Annotated in this window: 15 protein-coding genes; 7 read left to right on the top strand and 8 right to left on the bottom strand. The window is 59.8% G+C overall.

What is annotated here, in order from left to right; translation table 11 throughout:
- Nucleotides 1-5 precede the first annotated feature (5 nt).
- From CEW88_RS18985 to CEW88_RS18970, 4 genes are all read left to right on the top strand, one after another.
- Nucleotides 6-686, top strand: a complete 681-nt coding sequence (locus CEW88_RS18985; protein WP_108969725.1) for a hypothetical protein — start codon at nucleotides 6-8, stop codon at nucleotides 684-686.
- Between the two features lie 132 nt (nucleotides 687-818).
- Complete coding sequence (locus CEW88_RS18980) at nucleotides 819-2972, top strand: Mu transposase C-terminal domain-containing protein (RefSeq protein ID WP_108969723.1); 2154 nt, start codon at nucleotides 819-821, stop codon at nucleotides 2970-2972.
- Nucleotides 2973-2974: 2 nt separating this feature from the next.
- On the top strand, nucleotides 2975-3934 hold the full coding sequence (locus tag CEW88_RS18975) for a TniB family NTP-binding protein (RefSeq protein WP_108969721.1): 960 nt from the start codon (nucleotides 2975-2977) through the stop codon (nucleotides 3932-3934).
- Between the two features lie 3 nt (nucleotides 3935-3937).
- Nucleotides 3938-5755 (top strand): TniQ family protein, encoded by a 1818-nt coding sequence (locus CEW88_RS18970; protein WP_108969719.1) that lies wholly within the window; start codon nucleotides 3938-3940, stop codon nucleotides 5753-5755.
- A 929-nt stretch (nucleotides 5756-6684) separates the two neighbouring features.
- Here CEW88_RS18970 and CEW88_RS18965 read toward each other — a convergent pair.
- Nucleotides 6685-8373 carry an ATP-dependent nuclease gene (locus tag CEW88_RS18965; RefSeq protein WP_254694549.1) on the bottom strand — a complete coding sequence of 563 codons (1689 nt, stop codon included), beginning with the start codon at nucleotides 8371-8373 and terminating at the stop codon, nucleotides 6685-6687.
- 282 nt (nucleotides 8374-8655) lie between these two features.
- Here CEW88_RS18965 and CEW88_RS18960 point away from each other — a divergent pair, with 282 nt between their 5' ends.
- Nucleotides 8656-9723 (top strand): IS110 family transposase, encoded by a 1068-nt coding sequence (locus CEW88_RS18960; RefSeq protein WP_108969715.1) that lies wholly within the window; start codon nucleotides 8656-8658, stop codon nucleotides 9721-9723.
- A gap of 347 nt (nucleotides 9724-10070) precedes the next feature.
- On the opposite strand, the gene CEW88_RS25255 is transcribed toward CEW88_RS18960, so the two are convergent.
- Together CEW88_RS25255 and CEW88_RS18950 are read right to left on the bottom strand one after the other, a co-directional pair.
- Nucleotides 10071-10253 (bottom strand): KTSC domain-containing protein, encoded by a 183-nt coding sequence (locus CEW88_RS25255; protein WP_108969714.1) that lies wholly within the window; start codon nucleotides 10251-10253, stop codon nucleotides 10071-10073.
- 349 nt (nucleotides 10254-10602) lie between these two features.
- Entirely contained in the window at nucleotides 10603-10986 is a 384-nt protein-coding gene (locus tag CEW88_RS18950) for a winged helix-turn-helix transcriptional regulator (protein ID WP_108969712.1), read from the bottom strand.
- Between the two features lie 42 nt (nucleotides 10987-11028).
- Here CEW88_RS18950 and CEW88_RS18945 point away from each other — a divergent pair, with 42 nt between their 5' ends.
- Together CEW88_RS18945 and CEW88_RS18940 are read left to right on the top strand one after the other, a co-directional pair.
- On the top strand, nucleotides 11029-11835 hold the full coding sequence (locus CEW88_RS18945; protein ID WP_108969710.1) for an SDR family NAD(P)-dependent oxidoreductase: 807 nt from the start codon (nucleotides 11029-11031) through the stop codon (nucleotides 11833-11835).
- 44 nt (nucleotides 11836-11879) lie between these two features.
- Complete coding sequence (locus CEW88_RS18940) at nucleotides 11880-12305, top strand: VOC family protein (RefSeq protein ID WP_108969708.1); 426 nt, start codon at nucleotides 11880-11882, stop codon at nucleotides 12303-12305.
- A 313-nt stretch (nucleotides 12306-12618) separates the two neighbouring features.
- Here CEW88_RS18940 and CEW88_RS18935 read toward each other — a convergent pair whose 3' ends face one another.
- The 5 genes from CEW88_RS18935 to CEW88_RS24585 all read right to left on the bottom strand — a co-directional run bounded on the left by CEW88_RS18935 (nucleotide 12619) and on the right by CEW88_RS24585 (nucleotide 17005).
- Nucleotides 12619-13452: a peptidyl-prolyl cis-trans isomerase gene (locus tag CEW88_RS18935; RefSeq protein ID WP_108969706.1), complete on the bottom strand. Its 834-nt coding sequence runs from the start codon at nucleotides 13450-13452 to the stop codon at nucleotides 12619-12621.
- 131 nt (nucleotides 13453-13583) lie between these two features.
- Nucleotides 13584-15389, bottom strand: a complete 1806-nt coding sequence (locus CEW88_RS18930) for a DUF3604 domain-containing protein (RefSeq protein WP_108969705.1) — start codon at nucleotides 15387-15389, stop codon at nucleotides 13584-13586.
- A 430-nt stretch (nucleotides 15390-15819) separates the two neighbouring features.
- Nucleotides 15820-16209, bottom strand: a complete 390-nt coding sequence (locus CEW88_RS24590; protein ID WP_193989098.1) for a hypothetical protein — start codon at nucleotides 16207-16209, stop codon at nucleotides 15820-15822.
- Entirely contained in the window at nucleotides 16167-16577 is a 411-nt protein-coding gene (locus CEW88_RS18925) for an RNA 2'-phosphotransferase (RefSeq protein ID WP_108969703.1), read from the bottom strand. The genes CEW88_RS24590 and CEW88_RS18925 overlap by 43 nt, the downstream gene beginning before the upstream one ends.
- A 53-nt stretch (nucleotides 16578-16630) precedes the next feature.
- Nucleotides 16631-17005: a hypothetical protein gene (locus tag CEW88_RS24585; protein WP_159099673.1), complete on the bottom strand. Its 375-nt coding sequence runs from the start codon at nucleotides 17003-17005 to the stop codon at nucleotides 16631-16633.
- Nucleotide 17006 lies beyond the last annotated feature (1 nt).

Below are 17006 nucleotides of genomic sequence, written 5' to 3'. Positions count from 1 at the left end.
AAATCATGTCTTATCCCTTTCTGCCGGGCGGTATTCGCTTGCCCGAGGTGAGCGCTGGTAACCGCAGCACTCAAGTCGCATCGAAGTCCCATTTCACGGGACATATCACTTTTGGCGAAGGCCACGGGCGCGGCGTCGGCCTGGAAAGCAACCTTGAGAAGAAGGTGGCGCTCATCCTCCGCTATGCGCCGACCACGGTCGATCTCGTCGAGCAGCAGGCCTTTGACTGGTATGACGCCGATGGCGAGTACTACACCCACTATGTCGACCTGGTCTGCCGGCTCCGTGACGGCCGTCGTATCGGCTACGCGGTGCGTCCGATCCATCGTGTCAGCGCCGGGTACGAGGACGAGCTGGCCAGGGTCAAGCACCAGTCGCTCTCCCAGGGCGTGTTCGATGACTTTCGCCTCTTCACCGAACGGGATGTCTGCCCTGTCGCTCTTCACAACGCCACGCACCTTCACTCGGTACGCATCGCGGAGCCTGACGCAGATCAGGCAGCTGCCGAGGTGATCGGTATGATGCGCGGCGTCGAGACGATCGGGGTCCTGCGCGACCGGATCGGGATGGAGGGTACCGGCTTGCGCGCCGTGGTCCGTCACATCGGATCGGGGCACCTCCAGCTCCTGCGCCGGGAGAAGATCAGCGAAACCTCCCAGGTCATCAGGGTGATGGCGCTGCACTAACCGCAGCTCTGTCTCAGTCCCTCTACCAATCATCCCCCATCAACCGCTGCGGCGGCCCGACTGCACATCGGCAGTGGGTTCTCTCCGCGCGCTCAAATTCCGGAACGACCGGACACTTCCAGAGGAAAGAAAATGGAACTCAACTTCGATATCGACAACGCACGCTATGCCTTCGGAAAGTTCGACCGGGTGCATATCAACGGGATGGCCTGCAAGGTCATTCACCAATCCGAAGACGGGTATGTCTTCGGTGCCGATGACAGTGTCGGTCTCGCCCAAGGGTATACGCATGGACAGCTGAGCCGCTTGGGCGCGCAGGGTCGTATCCGGGTCGAGATGGGCTATTACGATGTCGCCTCTGCTCGCAAGCGCTTGGTTCAGTCCGCGGGTTTCGTGAACGATCTGCCGTTCAAGAGCCATGCGCGCCTTTCGAAGAAGGACGCCTATTGCGAGGCGCTGCTGGAACTGCGCCGCGATGGCCTGATCAAGATGACGGATGAAAGCCTTGGCGCCAACATGGTGCTGATCAAGGGCAAGGCCTTGGAGTATGCGGGGAAGGATACCCGCGCTGGCGACCACAGGCTCGACATCTCGCGGAACTTCGGCGAAGCGCCTTCTCCCCGTACGTTGCGCCGTTGGCTGGTCGCGAAGGAAGAGCTTGGGCTGATCGGGCTGGCCGATGTCATGCATCGTCGCGGCAATCGTACCCGGGTGATGGGCCCTGAAGAAATCGGCCTGCTCATGACCGAGGTGCGGAAGTATCTTTCGCCCGAGAAGCCGACGATCAAGATGATCCATGAAGGCGTCCAAATCGCCTTCGCCAAGCGTAATGCCGAACGGGTGAAAGTTGGGCTGGGTGTGTTGACCACGCCAAGCCGTGAGACGGTCCGCCGCGCTGTGCGCGAACTCGATCCCTTCCAAGTGACCTTGGCCCGGGAAGGCGAGGCCGCGGCGCGGAAGAAGTACCGCCCGGTGCTCAACGGCCTGGATCTCACCCGGCCGCTTCAGCGGGTGGAAATCGACGAATGGCAAGTCGACCTGATCACCCTCATGAAGGACTCCGGCATGTTCGATCTCCTGACGGACGAGGAGAGGACTGCCATGGGGCTCGACAAAAAGAAGGCGCGCTGGTGGATCACCGCAGCGATCTGCTGCACCACGCGCTGCATCCTCTCCATGGTCCTGAGCCGGGAGCCCGGGGGCGAGGCCGCTACCCAGGCGGTGCAGATGATCATGACGAACAAGGGCAAGTGGGCAGACGCCGTCGGCGCGCTCACCGCCTGGGACATGCATGGTCGGCCCGAATTGATCGTCACCGACGGAGGCCTCGCGTTCAAGTCCGAACGCTTTCGGTTCGCATGTGCTGATCTGGCGATCGCTACGGAAATCGCCATCAACGGCGTTCCGGAAGTTCGCGGGACCATCGAACGTGTGTTCAAGACCTTCGTCCTGGATCTGATGCCGCGCCTGTCTGGCCGTACCTTCTCCAACATTCTGGAGAAAGGCGACTCTGACCCCACCAAACGCGCTGCGCTGACCGTAGATGATCTGACCTTTGCGCTGGTTCGCTGGGTCGTCGACATCTACCACAACACGCCTCACCGTGGGCTGGACGGAGAGACGCCCATCGCCTGCTGGCGTCGTCTGAGCACGCAATGGGGTGTGATGCCGCCGCCGGACATGCACACTGCGCGCACCGTGTTCGGCCAGCATAAGACCGCTACGCTGGATAAGACCGGGATCACCATCCTCAAGGTCCGCTATCACTCCGAGAAACTGGCGACGTGGCTCCGTCGTGAGGACAGCTGCACCGTCAATGTCCGCTGGCATCCCAAGGATATCGGAGCCGTTTCGGTTCAGCTGGGAGATCGGTGGCATGAGGTGCCGTCTGTTGACGCCAGCCTCGAAGGGGTCTCCGCACAAACCTGGCTGACGGCAACCCGCACGGTTCGTGCCGGCAACCCGAAGTCGAACCGGCTGGATCTGCCGGCGGTCCGTCAGGCCATCAAGGCGATCGAAGAGCGCAACGAGGCAGCCATGGTTGCGGCGAGCCTGAACCTCGAGGACTGGTCTGGCGACGCCATCGAACGTGCGGAAAGGAAAGTGCTCGCGGGTGTGGAATTCCACGAGCGCGCCTCCAGCCCGCAGAACGACAGCGAGCTGGGCCGTGCCATTCGCGATCACGTCGAGCCCGCCGATGCCGCGCCTCCGGTGCAGCGCAACGCGGCGAAACGTGCCGGCAGCGCGCCCAAGACCCAGACGACCCTGAACATCGAAGAGGACTGATCATGTCGCATCTCGCTCAAACCGCACGTGCGCTCGAACATCTTCGGAGCCTCCACGTTGGCTCCGATATGGATACCGAGCTGACGGGCCAACTCGCGCGCCTCCTGAAACGGGACGACGAGGGGGAACTCTCCCCCGAGCCGATCCGCTTTACCCGGACCAATGAAACGCGCGGTATCATGGTCGTGGGCGGCGCCGGCAGCGGCAAGTCCCACCTCGTTCATCGCGCCCTCATGAAGTTTCCTGTCCTGGCAGAGGGGGAGTACGGCCGCCCGAGGTTCCTGGAATGCTCCGTACCGAGCCCGGCAACCCTCAAGAGCATGGTGCTGGAGATGCTCGAGAAGAGTGGCTACGGAACTGTGTCGCCGACCCGGCAGGTCTGGTCGCTTGTCCAGATCCTTCGCGAGCGCATGCGCGTGACGGGTACTGTTGTCCTGTGGATCGACGAGGCCCACGACCTGTTTTGCGCGGACAGAAACCTCATTCTGCGCGCGTTGAAGTCCCTGATGCAGGGGGATGATGCCGTGATCGTTGTCCTCTCCGGCACCGAGGAGCTTGCGCAGGTTATCCGGACGGACCCCCAGGTTCAGCGGCGCTTCTCGACGGTCGCTTTTGCGGCGTTGGTTCCCGAATTGCACGGTGACCTCTTCCAGCAAATCGTCGGTGACTACTGCCATCGGGCTGGCCTTGGTGCGCCGGTCGAGGCCGACCTTGTCGGGCGGGTCTTCCATGGGGCGCGCTACCGGTTCGGCAGGGCGATCGAACTGATCGTGCGCGCGATCGAGGTGGCCCTCTACGCGGAGGCCTGCGATCTGACGATCGATCACTTCGCCCGTGCCTGGGCCATGCATGAAGGGTGTCCTGCCGACCAGAACGTGTTCTATGCCGAGCAGTATCGGCTTCTGCGCCTCGATCAGGCCTCCGAGGTGGCACCGCGTGTCTCGACGCGGCGGAGGGGCTGAGTCATGGCGATGCTTTTCCCCCACCTGCCGTTTCATCCGGATGAAACTCCGCTCTCCTGGGCCGCGCGTAGCGCGGCCTTTCACACGGGTGGGCGCCTTGTGCCGTTTTTGAACGACCTTGGCATCGACCTCTGGTCCTTGAAGCGTGGCGAAGAGTGTGCGCTTGCGCGGCTGTGTTCGATCTCGGGGCAGGAGCGCGCATCAGTCGCGCATAACGCTGTGACAGCGCTCGGCGATCGGCAATATGCCCTCCGCGGTGAGCGCTTCGCTGCGGAGTTCCTGACTGGGCCCGTCACCCGCTTCTGCCCCTCCTGCTTGGCCGAGGATGCCGCGGGTGCTGCGCGCCCCGCCACCAGGTGGCGGCATCGTTTGATCTGGTCCCTGTCCGTGGTCAGGGTATGTCCCGTGCATCAGATCCCGTTGCTCAGCCGCCGCGGCGGGAAATGGGACGACGGAGCGCATGAACTTCAGGCGTTGCCTTGGGAGAAAGAAGCGCTGGCGGTCGGACCTAACGCCTCGCTGCGGCCTTCGCCGCTGCAGGACTATGTCGTCGCGAGGCTGGCGGGCGCTTCCGGCCCCGCATGGCTTGATGGCCAGGGGATCGAGCAGGGCGTCCGTGCCACCGAAATGCTGGGTGCGGTCATCGCGTTCGGAGCTGGGCAGAAGGCCTCCAACATGACCGAGAGCATGTGGGATGAAGCCGGCCGCGCGGGGTGGCCGGTGATGAGCGAGGGGGAGGCGGCGATCCGTACCACCTTTATGGATCTGTTGAAGCGTTCCGAGACCAACACCGGCTCCATGCATCCCAAGACTGCTTATGGCATGCTCTATGCTTGGATGTCCGCATCGCGGCTGACAAAGGATCCCGGGGCCATCCGCCCTCTTCTGCGGGAGCACATCCTCGACACGGTGCCCCTGACAAAAGGGCAAATCCTCTTGGGCAGCCCTGTTGAGGTCCCCCGTGTCAGCAGTGTGGCCAAGATCGCGGCCGGAGAACTCGTACATCCGATGACGCTCCGGAACCTGCTCGCCGACCAAGGGGCCATTTCCGCCTCTGACCGGGAGGCCCCGTGCGGTCATATCTTTCTGCGCTACGACGCCGCGCGCCCGTCCATTCGGATGCTGAAGCATGCTGTGCCGGTCAGCCGCTTGCCGGAGTTTCTGGGAGCATCACGCCCTATGGTCGCAGCCCTTCTTGAGATCGGGGCGCTCACGCGGCTTACGGGGGTCGAGGCGGCTTCCAGCAAAATGAGCAAGGCAGTCGATGGGCTGGAAATGGCGGCTTTCCTGGAGCGGATGCAGGTGCGCCTTCCCGAAGTCGCGGAGAAGCCGACGACCATGGTGACGCTCGCCAAGGCTGCAGAGAAGGGGAGGGTGAAGATGTCCGTCATTCTATCGATGTTGCTGCAGGGGCGCTTGCTGCGTGCATGCCGTTTGGCCGGTGCCGCTGGCCTGGCGGCCGTTCTCGTGGATCCTCAGGAGATCAAGTCGAAGCTTGCGCTTCCCCGTCCCGGGATGAGCGGGGAGTTGGCGCTCATCATTCTCGGGTTCGATCCCTCCCGAGGCCGTCGCGTGTTCTGCCATCCCGAAGCGGCACCGCTGATCGCATCCGAGCCTTATGGCGAGGACGTCTGGGTTTCGCCCGCGGCGCTCGAGAACTTCCGGCAGAAATACGTGACCAAGAAGAGGCTGCCTCTGGTCATGGGTGCAAGACCGCTCGCCATCGAGAAGTTGCTTCGTGAACGCGGGGTCAAGCCGATCTGGGACCCAAGGGAGTTCGGTGCTGCTATCTATGAGAAGGCAGACCTGCCCAAGGTTTGATCCGGACGCCGACGACTTTGAATTGGATGCCGCCGAAAGGCGGCATTTTTCTTGGAAAATCGATGGACATTAATCCTGTGCCAAAAGGACAAACTGGCCGCCGCCGGTGCGAAGGGGATTTCTTGCAGTGATTTATTTCAATGAGTTACGGGTATGTCGAGTGACCCCAATGGCGTTTTTTAGGTGGGTCCTACAAGTCAGAGAAAGCAGACGAATGCGCAAACGGAAGCATAAGTCTGCGCAAGGGGTGTCAAGGGCGAAACGTACCGCCTCGTGCCCTTCGGCTGCTCTCTGACGGACGGTGATAGAGGCGCTGGAGCAGACGCTCCGGCGCCTTTCGCGTATGAAGGGGATGTGCGGTTCGTGATATGAAGTCGCGGAGGGCCGTCGTGCCGTCGCTATGCGCTCCTGAGCACGGCGCAGCGGCGCTCGCGATGGTGAGACCCTGAACACAAGGTTGCTTTGAAACGGTGGAAGCTCTGACGAAGACTATGATGCAGACGCAAACTGTCGCTACGATCCTGAACCGATATCAGCGTCGGAGAAATTGTCAGGTGCCCATCACGGCAACCGATGTCTATGCCGACGGCATTGCGCGCGTCTGTGGAGAAGAAGTTGACCTTGACCCGGTCGAACGAGGCCTTATCCACCTCAAGCGTCAGAAGGTAATTTCTGGCCGAAGACTGGTCGCCCTCCTTGGCCGCCACCAGCGCGAGATTAGACCTGAGTGACGCCTCGCGAGGGCTTCCTGGGCCAGTTGACACAACGCTACCCAGGAAGACACTGAGCGTCGCGGCTCTGGGAACAAAGTGATGGCTTCAACCGGCCCGTAGACACCGCTCACGTCCGGCGCAGGAAGGCGAACTGACCTGGCTCGAAGGGCGGGAAGCGGTCTTTAGCCGCAGCGCAGCTAGCAGCGCAGCTAAGCGTTACCTGGCATGCTCGTCGTGTTCCACATTGAAGAATCCGGCATCATGCAAACAGTCCTTAAGGAGAGACATAAGATCCTGACTTACGTGCGCTTCGAGATTTCTCCTGCCGCCTGGCTGATTAGAAAGGCGATCGTTCAAATTCGATAACAACTTTTTACCATATGCTCTCTCTATATTCGCCCCCTCGTTTTCTGGCCAAAGATCATTTGTATTAGGGCTGCCGCCGTCCTTCCAGAATTTTTGGTTTGCCTCTTGGCGCTTTTTCCGGAACTTGTTTCGAAACTCTTCTGCGCTGCGATCAATTTCAGCCTGCACAAGCTGTTCACCTTCTGCAGCGTCCATCTCATATACTGCAGAAACGTGATTTGGCGTGCAGTGATATGATTCGATATCGCAAAGTGGGGGCGAGAAAACCACCATATCTCGATTAATATACTCCGAACCCCATACAGACACTTCGCCGTCTGTCATGAAATCGCGGTCTCGATGGATAATGATGATCGGATTGTTGTTATAAAGTTCGACCATCGCCTTGATTGCTATGGAAGAAGCTGCATTGTTGATTCCGTTGTACGAAATCACTTTAACACGCTCCGACAGGCCCAGGCCATCAACGCACTTCTCGAGTGCTTTTTTGCCCTTGTCCTCGGTGCAAATAATGCAGTCTGCACCTTGGGAATCAAGTTGATCCAAGGCGCCAATATCCATAAGAACGCTGGCCAAATCTTTGCACTCATCAGACTCAATCTTACCATCCTTCATCCATACTATTTTAGCGGTAGCTGATGCGGCAGCGACCAAGTGTCGACTGTGAGTGGTGACGACAATTGTCGAGCCATACAATTCCGAAAGCTTGTCGAAGGTCTTAGCTAGTAAGGCTTGGCGAGATGGGTGAAGGTGATTGTCTGGCTCGTCGACCAACAGAAACTTAGGTTCGAAGAGGCATACATAGGCAACAATCTGAACGAGCTGGAGGATACCAGTGCCAGTCAGATCAATTGGGACGCTTTTACCTCCTGCTTGGGAAAACTCCACATCAACGAAGAGGTCCCTTTCCGCGTCATGCTTAATTCCGATTTCGCAAGGACCTATGATATCCTCAAGGATGTTCTCGACTTCCGGTATTTTATCTGACTCTTTGAGTATTCGAATGATATTTCGAAATACCAGGTTTGCCTCTCCTCCGGCGGCCTTCAGAAAGACTGATGCGTAATTCTTGTGCTCTTCCCTGTGGGGAATTCCAGATATTCCGGGAACGAATACAGAAAACATACTTTTTGGGTCGCAAATTTCCGCCCCAAACCCAGGATACGTTCCGCTCCTGTCCACCCCTACGCTTCCATAGTTTCGACCTTTATATATCTCAACCCGATAACTTGCTACTGTATCATCATTTGCCTCCCCCGTAAATTCTATGCGCCCTCGTGAACCAGTAGCCTTATTTTCATATGGTGCATGATGTCCAAGCAAAGTGAATTCGGAAGTAGGGGAGTATCTTAGCTCAGACTCAGGAAGGACCTGCTCTTTTCTTTCCAAAGAAAGCTTCGCACATGATGCCGCCATATGAATTGCCTGGAGTACGCTGCTTTTTCCGGAGTTATTCCCACCAACAAGGTAATTCACCTTCGATAGGGAGATCTCAACCTCAGAAATCCTTTTGAAGTTAGAAATATTGATCTTCGTCACTTTCAAAGTAGAATACCTTCTTCGTTTTGCACAGATTAGACTGGCACACCACGAAATCCGCTGCAAGGCCCCAGAAGCGCTGTAGAGGCGGGTAACGGTGCAAAGGCGCCGTGCATGGCGGGGTGTCAGATATCGGATGAGGTGAAGTTGATATTCAAAACCTTGGTTCCGCGCCGCAGCATAAAAGGATTGATGGATGGCTGCTAATGGGATGTGCCGGCTGCTTCCCCCACCGTTGGGTTATCCTGCATTGGGATCATCCGCGCCAAAGGAGAAGCAGCCATGTGTGCGAAGAAGACAGGAAGCATTGAAGACTTGGCGGTTGTCGGCATCGACATCGGCAAGGATACATTCCATCTGGTCGGTTTCGACTGCTCGGGTCAGCTGGTTTTGCGCAAGCAGATCAAGCGGCTTGCGCTGGAGGCAACGTTCGAGAAGTTGCCGCAATGTGTGGTCGGGATGGAGGCTTGCCTCAGCGCCCATTTTGTCAGCCGAACGCTGCGGCGGATGGGGTTCGAGCCACGGATCATCCCGGCGATTTACGTGAAGCCGTTCAACAAGGGTCAGAAGAACGATTACAACGACGCCGAGGCGATCGCCGAAGCCGCTCTGCGGCCGAACCTGCGGACGGTGACGGAGAAGAGCCAGGACCAGCTCGACCTTCAGGCCCTGCACCGGGTGCGCGCGCGGCTGGTGTCGCGGCGCACGGCGACCATCAACCAGATCCGGGCCTTCCTGATCGAGCGGGGCATCACCGTCAGGTCGGGGCTGCGGGCGCTGAAGAATTCCTTTGAGACGATCCTCGAACAGCGGCGGGACGAGATCTCGCCCCGGATGCGAGGTATCCTGATCGGGCTTTACGGCGACTGGCTCTGGCTGGACAAACGGATCGAGGATGTCTCCGACGAGATCGAAGGGATCAGCCGAACCGAAGAGAACTGCGCCAACATCATGACAATACCCGGCATCGGGCCAATGATCTCGACGGCGATGGTTGCGGCCGTCGGCAAAGGCGAGGCATTCGACCGGGGGCGCGATTTCGCCGCCTGGGTTGGCTTGGTGCCCCGACAGTTCAGCACCGGCGGGCGAACGATCCTCGGCCGGATCACCAAACGCGGCAGCCGCTATCTGAGGATGCTGTTCGTGCAAGCTGCGAAAGTGATCATGATGCGCCCTCACCGATGGTCCGACTTCAGTTTCGGCCCGTGGCTGACCGAGGCAGTCGCCCGTATGCCGCGAAACAAGGCGGCCATCGCGCTTGCCAACAAGCTGGCTCGGACCGCCTGGAGCCTTCTGCGGCACGGCACCCGGTTCGACGCCTCACAAGACGCGGCGATGGAAGCGATTTGACGCCTTCCACAGCCACCAAGGAGTTCGCGATAGAGACGACAGCATGGAACGGAGAAGATACGCCCCCAGAGTCTGACGGCCCAAATGGTCATTTTGGACCTTGCCGGTAATGAGACCACGGCGCGTGCGTAACCCCATCAAGGCCACGGCCCGCGAGCCGATCAACAGGCCGGATACATATGAGCGATTTCCGAAGTCGTGCCAAATTCTTGATTGCGAACAGCAGCCGGCACATACATTTGGGCCGACACCAGGCGCTAGCAGCGCCTGGCATGAGCGGCAGGATTGGGCTGCCAGGCGCCAGAAGCATGGTTTCTTGGATCGACCGAGGTGATCTAGCCAGGTCGCTAATAACGATCCTTGATGTACATATTGTAAAATGACCCCTTTGACCTGGCAGCTAAGAATTCGTGAAAAACACTCTCGGGGACGCCGTAATAGTCGTATCTTCCGGTTTCATGAAACCAGATCGAAAGGGTTCCGCTAGTCCACTCGATGCGAGAAATGGCGGAAGATCTTACGTATGGCATATGCACCTCAAGTTTGCTGCGTTTCCCAGCAGCCTAACGCATTTCTAGAGGACAGGTAGCCATGGCTAGATGACTTGTAAGGGTATTCTAGAGCGCCGGAGGCTGTGGCGATGCTTGAGCCCACATCGTGTTAGCCCGTGTGACCAGTCATCCGCGGCACCTGCCACGAATGTCCGGAGAGGGCCGCGAGCGCCATATGTCCCGTCCTGGAGGCTTGCCCAGACTGCCGCACCGCCGCATGGCTACTTCGAGCCCGATGCTGACATTGTCAGGTGCCCCCTCGCAGCGCAGCGTTGATCCATGGGAGCCCAGACGACTTTTGATCCGCGCGAGAGATCACGCCACGCTATCAGGCAACTCGATCATGATCCTCCGAAAACTGGCGTGCAGCAAGCAGCACCGGCATCAGTGCTTCGCCGCGGTCAGTCAGGCGATACTCCACCCGAGGTGGCTTTTCACCGAAATCCGTCCTCCGGATCAGCCTGTCGGCCTCAAGCTCGCGCAGATGTTGGGTCAGCATCTTCTGCGAAACATCGGGGATGTCGCGCAGGAGCAGGGAGCTGCGCTGCATCCCGTCTGCATAAAGTCGGAACAGGATAGGCAGTTTCCATCGCCCGCTGATCATCTTCAGGCACCGGGTGACCTGAGCCACCGCGCCGTCCGGTCCGAGGCAGACACTCCGGTCGAGCTCGGCTACAGGCACCTTTTTGTGCGTTCTTGCGGGGTCCATCATGTCGCTCCTACATCACGGCTTCACCATAAAAGGAGCCCGACCATGAATCTACATCTTCACGGCAAGATTGCCCTTGTGACCGGAAGCAGCAAGGGCATCGGCGCCGGTATCGCACGCGGGCTGGCACGCGAAGGCGCGGTGGTGATGGTCCACGGGCGCAACCGGGATCAGGCCACTGCCGTGGTGCGGCAAATCCAGCTCGACGGCGGGACGGCCCATGTCGTGACTGGGGATCTGACAGACGAAACAGAGGTCGATGCGCTGTTGAACGACGTACGCACCGTCGGAGATGTCGATATCCTCGTCAACAACGCGGGCGGCTCAGGTGTCGGCTCGGACTGGAGCACGACAGAAGCTGGCGTATGGGCATCGACCTATGATGCCAACGTGCTGGCGGCCATGCGTATGTCGAAGGCAGTCCTGCCGCAGATGCGCCATGCCGGGTGGGGACGGATTATCAACATCTCCAGCCTCGCCGCTCTGATGCCCCCCGCAGGCAACCCCGACTATTCGGCCGCCAAGGCCGCGATGCTGGCGATGTCCGCATCCATGGCCAAGGCTGTTGCGGCCGAGGGGGTGACAGTGAACACGGTATCTCCCGGGACGATCCGCAGCGAGAAGCTCGAACGCAAGTTCCGTGAGGTCGCGAAGCAAAAGGCTCTCGCGCCGGATGCGCCGTGGGAGGAAGTGGAAGCAGAAGTCCTTCCTCTCTTCGCGAGCGTCCCGATCGGGCGGGTTGGCACGTTGGAGGAGATCGCGGATGCCGTTGCCTTCCTTGCCAGTCCGCGGGCCTCTTATATCACCGGCTCGAACCTTCGCCTTGATGGGGGGATGCTTCCAACCATCTGACACACGCCCACAGGCAACCAAGACATTAATGAAAGGTCACGCGAATGAGCATCTTCGATCATGTCAGCCTCAAAACGACCCGTCTGGAAGAGACACAGCGGTTCTACGAAGCCGCCCTCGCGCCCTTGGGAATAGACAAGAAGTTCTATGTCGAGCGCGCCGAGGGTGGTGTTGCGGGCTTCGGGCGCCACGGAGTCGATCTCTTCATTGGCGCAATGCGGGGACCAGAGCCCACTCCGGTTCACATGGCCTTTTGCGCCAGGACCCGCGAAGAGGTGGATGCCTTTCACGCCGCCGCCCTAGCCGCTGGTGGAGCGGAAAACGGCGCCCCGGGCATACGGCCGAAATATCATAAAGCCTACTATGCCGCTTTCGTCATCGACCCCGCCGGAAACAACGTTGAGGCAGTTTTCCAGGGCCCTGCAGGAACGTGTGCGCCGTCGGCAGCCGGACGCAAAACCCAGAAGTGACTGGTCGCTTTAGTCCGCCCTGCCGACCTTCATCCTCCGAAAATGCTGCGCGATGGACGAATGACCGTTCTGCTGAAGCTGCACCGCGGCGATCGGCCAGGGGCTGAACGGCAGGTCTGGGCCGGGAGCGACGGCCGCCGCTGCCTGCGAGGCGCACGACCCGCTGCGCGGCCGAAGTCCGCTTCGAGCCCAAACCAGCCGTAGGTATCATGACTTGTTGTGTCCATCATTCTGCGATGCAGCGGGGATAGCGGTTCACCTCGCCCGAGCCTTCACCGAGAGCATCAGCGCGCCACGATCGAAAGTCGCAGCACTATTTGGCCAGGATTTCACCCGCGGACGGAAGCGTGACGTCGTAGCGCTCAAGGAGCGCCTTGCCGAATTCCTCGCGCATCTCCCTCGCGCGGGTGCTGCGCCAGTCCTGCTCGACCTTCGGTCGGATTGCTTCAAGAGGGGGCAAGACCGCAGGGCGGAGTTCGATGACGCGGACAAGATGATGACCGTAAGTGCTCTGGACCGGACCGGACCAGCCGGAACCGGCGAGTTCAGAGATGGTCCTGGCGAAGCCGCCGCCAAACAGCCTGTCGATCGCGGTTTCGGCACTCAGAGGCAGACGGGTAGGCAGCAGGCTGCCGCGGCTGAGTGTTGCCGGATCAGCGCCCTGTTCGAGGGCACGTCGCATAGCATCGGCATCGCCGGCATCTGCCGGAAGGAGAACCTGCTCGAATGCCAGCTTCGTGGGCTCGGCGAACCGTTCGGCATGGGCTTCAAGGTGGGCCTGCAGCACCGCGTCATCGGCCTCCAGTGTCGCCGCCCCGGCCTCTGATATGAATTCCATCTTCTGGCTGAGGCGCATTCGGATCACCGAGTCATCCTGATCGAGGCCGAGCGCGACGGCCTCGCGATACTGCGCTTCTTCCAAGGCCCAGGCCCGCATCAGCCCCTCGAGTTCAACCTCCGTGGGCGGACGGTCCCAGGTCGCTGTGAACCGGGCGACCAGTTGGCCCGCCTCGGCAGGCTGCAAGGTGATGGCTTCAGGATCAGCGACTGTCGGGCTGTCGTTCACGAGCCCGTAGATCGCAAACACGAGGCCACCCAAAACGAAGAAATGCAGGAGCGGAGACGAAAGAATGGTGCGTGCAGTCATCAAGAACGTCCGGTCTTCCTTGGGCAGAGTGGCTCACCATGCAGGCATTTCCAGTATTGGCCCCGTGCAGCAGTTCGGGACCAAAGCGTTGCGCCCCACCGGCGCAATCTTGGTGGGGCGCAGCGCTCAGATCATTCGGGCGCGTACCAGATCGGCGAGGTCCATGCGCGTTCCTGGATGGACGTCGGCAGACCGTCGGGAACATCGACGCCAAGCGCCTTGGCATCATAGGTCGACCACCGCGGTGTCGGAATTTGCAGAACCCGCGCATAGTAGACGGCGGGGACCGCCGGGTCGAAGTCGGGATCGGTCCAGGCAGCCGTCAGGTCCGCAGCACCAATATCGTTGGTGTAGCTGGCATCGGCCACGTCGACCGTGTTGCCAACCGGCTCGCTTCCGTCGGTGCGACCGCCTGAGAGCGCGACATCATAGATTTGTTCCTTCTGTTCGCCGTTCTCGACCCATCCCTTGATGACCTGAATACGGTCGAGATTGGCACCGTCCGCCTCCTTCATGGCGGCGATGAGGAAGGTCGGGGCCGTGCCCTCTGGCGCTGCAGCAAGGTCTCCGCCCATGGGCACGCCACCGTCATAGGCCGCCTGCAGCCAGTCGGCGCTTTCCATCATGTCTTCGGCGTAGTCATAGCCTCCGAACATCCGGACACGCATGCGCACGCCGGAGGTGGCAAAGGTCTCCTTGCGGACCATGGCGTCGAAGATCGCCTCGCGCGTGTTCGACTCCGCCCAGACCCCGGCCAGACCACCCGAGCTGAACTCACGGACCTGCTGCGCGGCGGCTTCGCTCACGCCGGGAGGCCCTTCGAGCCGGTGTTCCGGATTGTTCTCGAACCCGAACTTGCCAGTGTAGTTGTTCTCCTCGATCGTCGAGGCCGCATTGTGGGTGTCGCTATCGCCAATGAAGCCGTATTTGAACGGGTTGCCCTTGCCCTCGGCCTCGAGGGCCATGCCGCGGATCAGCGCCTCGCGCATGTAGCCGCCGACCTTGTGTTCCGGCGGCGAGGCGGTTGACTCCAGCGTGTAGTCCCAGAGTTCGAAATTGGCGAATTCATCGTTCGGGCTGATCGACGGATGCACTTCCGATGTGCCCTTGATCTGCGTCAGCTCATACAGCGGCTCATTGCGCATCCGCGTCTCGGCGTAGGCGCTGTCGATATCGCTGCCGCCATAGCTCGTCCCGATCGGGAACATGAGTCCGTCACTGGCATTGCCATTGTGAGGCACGGCGAGGAGCTCTGCACCTTGCACGCGCTGAAGGTCCATCCAGGCCCAGAGGTCTTCCTCCCGGTCGGACTCGATCGCCGAGAAGGCGTGATCGGACACGTTCTCTGTGTCGCGGAAAATGACGACCCGGTGGAGGTTGCGCCAGCCCGGGTTGGACGTCCATTCAAACCCGGCAAAGGTCGTGAATTCGCCCGGCTTGTAGTGCTGGTCAGCGATGTCGATGATCTTCTCCCACACGCTGGCCAGAAGAACCGGGTCACCGAGAATTGGGTCGTTCCTGCGGTTAGAGATGCCATCGAGGATCTCGGTGTAGGCGGCAAAGGAGGCGGTGGCATCGTCGCCGCTGATCGCCGCGGCGAGCGGGTGCTTGCTGACCGGGCTTTCCGGGTCGGCCATGAGCGGAAGCGCTCCAAGGTACTCGGCGTGATCGCCGACAGAATACCAGTCGAGCGGTCGCAGAATCTTCAGGTCTGGCCCACCTCCGCCTCCCGGGATCGCCTCGCCCCTTGCCCACCGGTAGGCTTCGTCGGGGCCGGAGATCGCGCCGTTGATATTGGCATCGAAAGACCACGCCGTGTGAACATGTAGGTTGCCAAAATAGGCTTCGCGCAGGGGGTTGACCGGTACATCCTGTGACAACGCGGTGCTCGCAGCGCAAAGTGTGAGCACCGAAGAGGTGACGAAAACACGTTTCATTCCAATCTCCTCGGTAAATATCTCAGACACAATCAAATCTCATGAAGCCAAAGGCTTCACGAATCCCAATATGTTAACATGGATAAGTTCCCGGTGAGGACTCTTTGTTGCCTCAGAATGATCCCGGCTGAGCCCGAACCAAAAACGCTCGTGGCGTAGGTACGGACCACGTGAAATCGGTCTGGGCATGAGATCTCAATTCCACATCTTTCGCGACTGCAGCGAACGGCAGCAAGGTCCGCCCTGCCGACCTTCATCCTCCGATGATGCTGCGCGATGGACGAATGGCCGGTCTAGTGAAGCTGGACCGCGGCGATCGGCAAGGGACTGAACGGCAGGTCAGGGCCGGAAGCAGCGGCACTTCCGGCTGAGGTCTCCCACCTGCGCATCAATCAGGCCTTCGCTGACGCACGCAGGTCTCGAGGCGAAGTTACCTCGCCGATGTATCGTCAGCCGCTGTCGAGAGAAGTGCTTCAAGGAGCCCTGGTTCAAGCCAATTCCGGTCTTCCAGAACCTCTGCATCGACAACGGTCGGCTGACGCTTCAGCTCTCCCAGGCCAGACGCCATGATGCGTGACATGCGATATTCGCCGCGTCGGCATAGATAGACGGAACCTGATCGACCGAGGAAACGGTATTCGAGGTCGTCCGCATGAATGGCTTGAATGCCGGAGTTTATGCGCCACGCATCCCCATTGAGATACCCTCCGCGCCAGCCGCCCAACACTCTGAGCTGAGTGAAAGTTCTGTCCTGCATCTTAAATAAAACTTTCAGAATTACCCAGTCTTCAGGTGAATATTCCATTTGCGTCGTGTCCATAGTTTGCTTGCGGTGGTGCGGTATTTGGGGGCGTGACACCGCTGACCAGGGTGGAAGCCCAATACAAGGATTTCATCGGGGTTTGCGCTCGTCGTGCCGTGAAACAGGATGGCCGGGGGCTCTACGGGAACCAGTTTCAGATCGACCGCGATGCTGTGCCCTTGGGTAACCCGGTTCCGACGCCCGTCCCCCGAGAGGGTGAAGCGTTGATTGTCCTTCTCCCCTACGATCTGGCAGAGGGTGTCGGCAGTGATCCGATGGCCGGCCATTTTCACTGCGCGCAAAAGGTCATCCACCAGGACCCAGCCGCCTTCGGCAAGGTTAAGCCCCACAAGTCCAGGTGCGTGGCGCAGGCTCCGGGATAGCAACCTTCTCGATTTCGACGTGTAGGTACGATCCGTTGTGGGTGCTCAATGATATTTCAGTTGGCCAAGGGGACTGGCCCGCCACGCAGTTCTTCGATCAGTTGGGTCATAAGCATGTGAAGCTCTTCTGCAGCGGCTTTCGCTTGGGGTATCGGCATGTTCTTTAGCTCGAACCTTTCAGGGGCAGCATATTTGTAGACGGTGCCAGCTTCTTGACGAGATAGTAGCCTTTCAAACAAATCTACAACCTGCTGCTTGTGCGCACACAGGTTATCTTCATCTGCTTTGCACAGAGGCTTCCAATCATACACTACGTCGGCGAGTGTCCGTCGGTAAAGGCAAGTGACCCAAATGGTTTTATGTGCCCTGCACGAATTGGCGTAGGCGTTGATTGCCTCTGCGTCTTCTCGATGCGCGAATAGGTATTTCATC

The sequence above is a fragment of the Alloyangia pacifica genome (genome assembly GCF_003111685.1).
In the GTDB taxonomy this organism is placed as follows: domain Bacteria; phylum Pseudomonadota; class Alphaproteobacteria; order Rhodobacterales; family Rhodobacteraceae; genus Salipiger; species Salipiger pacificus_A.
Note: the sequence above shows the minus strand (reverse complement) of the source record. Positions and strands in the feature narration are given on the sequence as shown.

Coding starts and splice junctions, on each gene's coding strand:
- CEW88_RS18985 (WP_108969725.1), top strand. CDS start 6: ATGTCTTATCCCTTTCTGCCGGGCGGTATTCGCTTGCCCGAGGTGAGC.
- CEW88_RS18980 (WP_108969723.1), top strand. CDS start 819: ATGGAACTCAACTTCGATATCGACAACGCACGCTATGCCTTCGGAAAG.
- CEW88_RS18975 (WP_108969721.1), top strand. CDS start 2,975: ATGTCGCATCTCGCTCAAACCGCACGTGCGCTCGAACATCTTCGGAGC.
- CEW88_RS18970 (WP_108969719.1), top strand. CDS start 3,938: ATGGCGATGCTTTTCCCCCACCTGCCGTTTCATCCGGATGAAACTCCG.
- CEW88_RS18960 (WP_108969715.1), top strand. CDS start 8,656: ATGTGTGCGAAGAAGACAGGAAGCATTGAAGACTTGGCGGTTGTCGGC.
- CEW88_RS25255 (WP_108969714.1), bottom strand. CDS start 10,253: ATGCCATACGTAAGATCTTCCGCCATTTCTCGCATCGAGTGGACTAGC.
- CEW88_RS18950 (WP_108969712.1), bottom strand. CDS start 10,986: ATGATGGACCCCGCAAGAACGCACAAAAAGGTGCCTGTAGCCGAGCTC.
- CEW88_RS18945 (WP_108969710.1), top strand. CDS start 11,029: ATGAATCTACATCTTCACGGCAAGATTGCCCTTGTGACCGGAAGCAGC.
- CEW88_RS18940 (WP_108969708.1), top strand. CDS start 11,880: ATGAGCATCTTCGATCATGTCAGCCTCAAAACGACCCGTCTGGAAGAG.
- CEW88_RS18935 (WP_108969706.1), bottom strand. CDS start 13,452: ATGACTGCACGCACCATTCTTTCGTCTCCGCTCCTGCATTTCTTCGTT.
- CEW88_RS18930 (WP_108969705.1), bottom strand. CDS start 15,389: ATGAAACGTGTTTTCGTCACCTCTTCGGTGCTCACACTTTGCGCTGCG.
- CEW88_RS24590 (WP_193989098.1), bottom strand. CDS start 16,209: ATGGACACGACGCAAATGGAATATTCACCTGAAGACTGGGTAATTCTG.
- CEW88_RS24585 (WP_159099673.1), bottom strand. CDS start 17,005: ATGAAATACCTATTCGCGCATCGAGAAGACGCAGAGGCAATCAACGCC.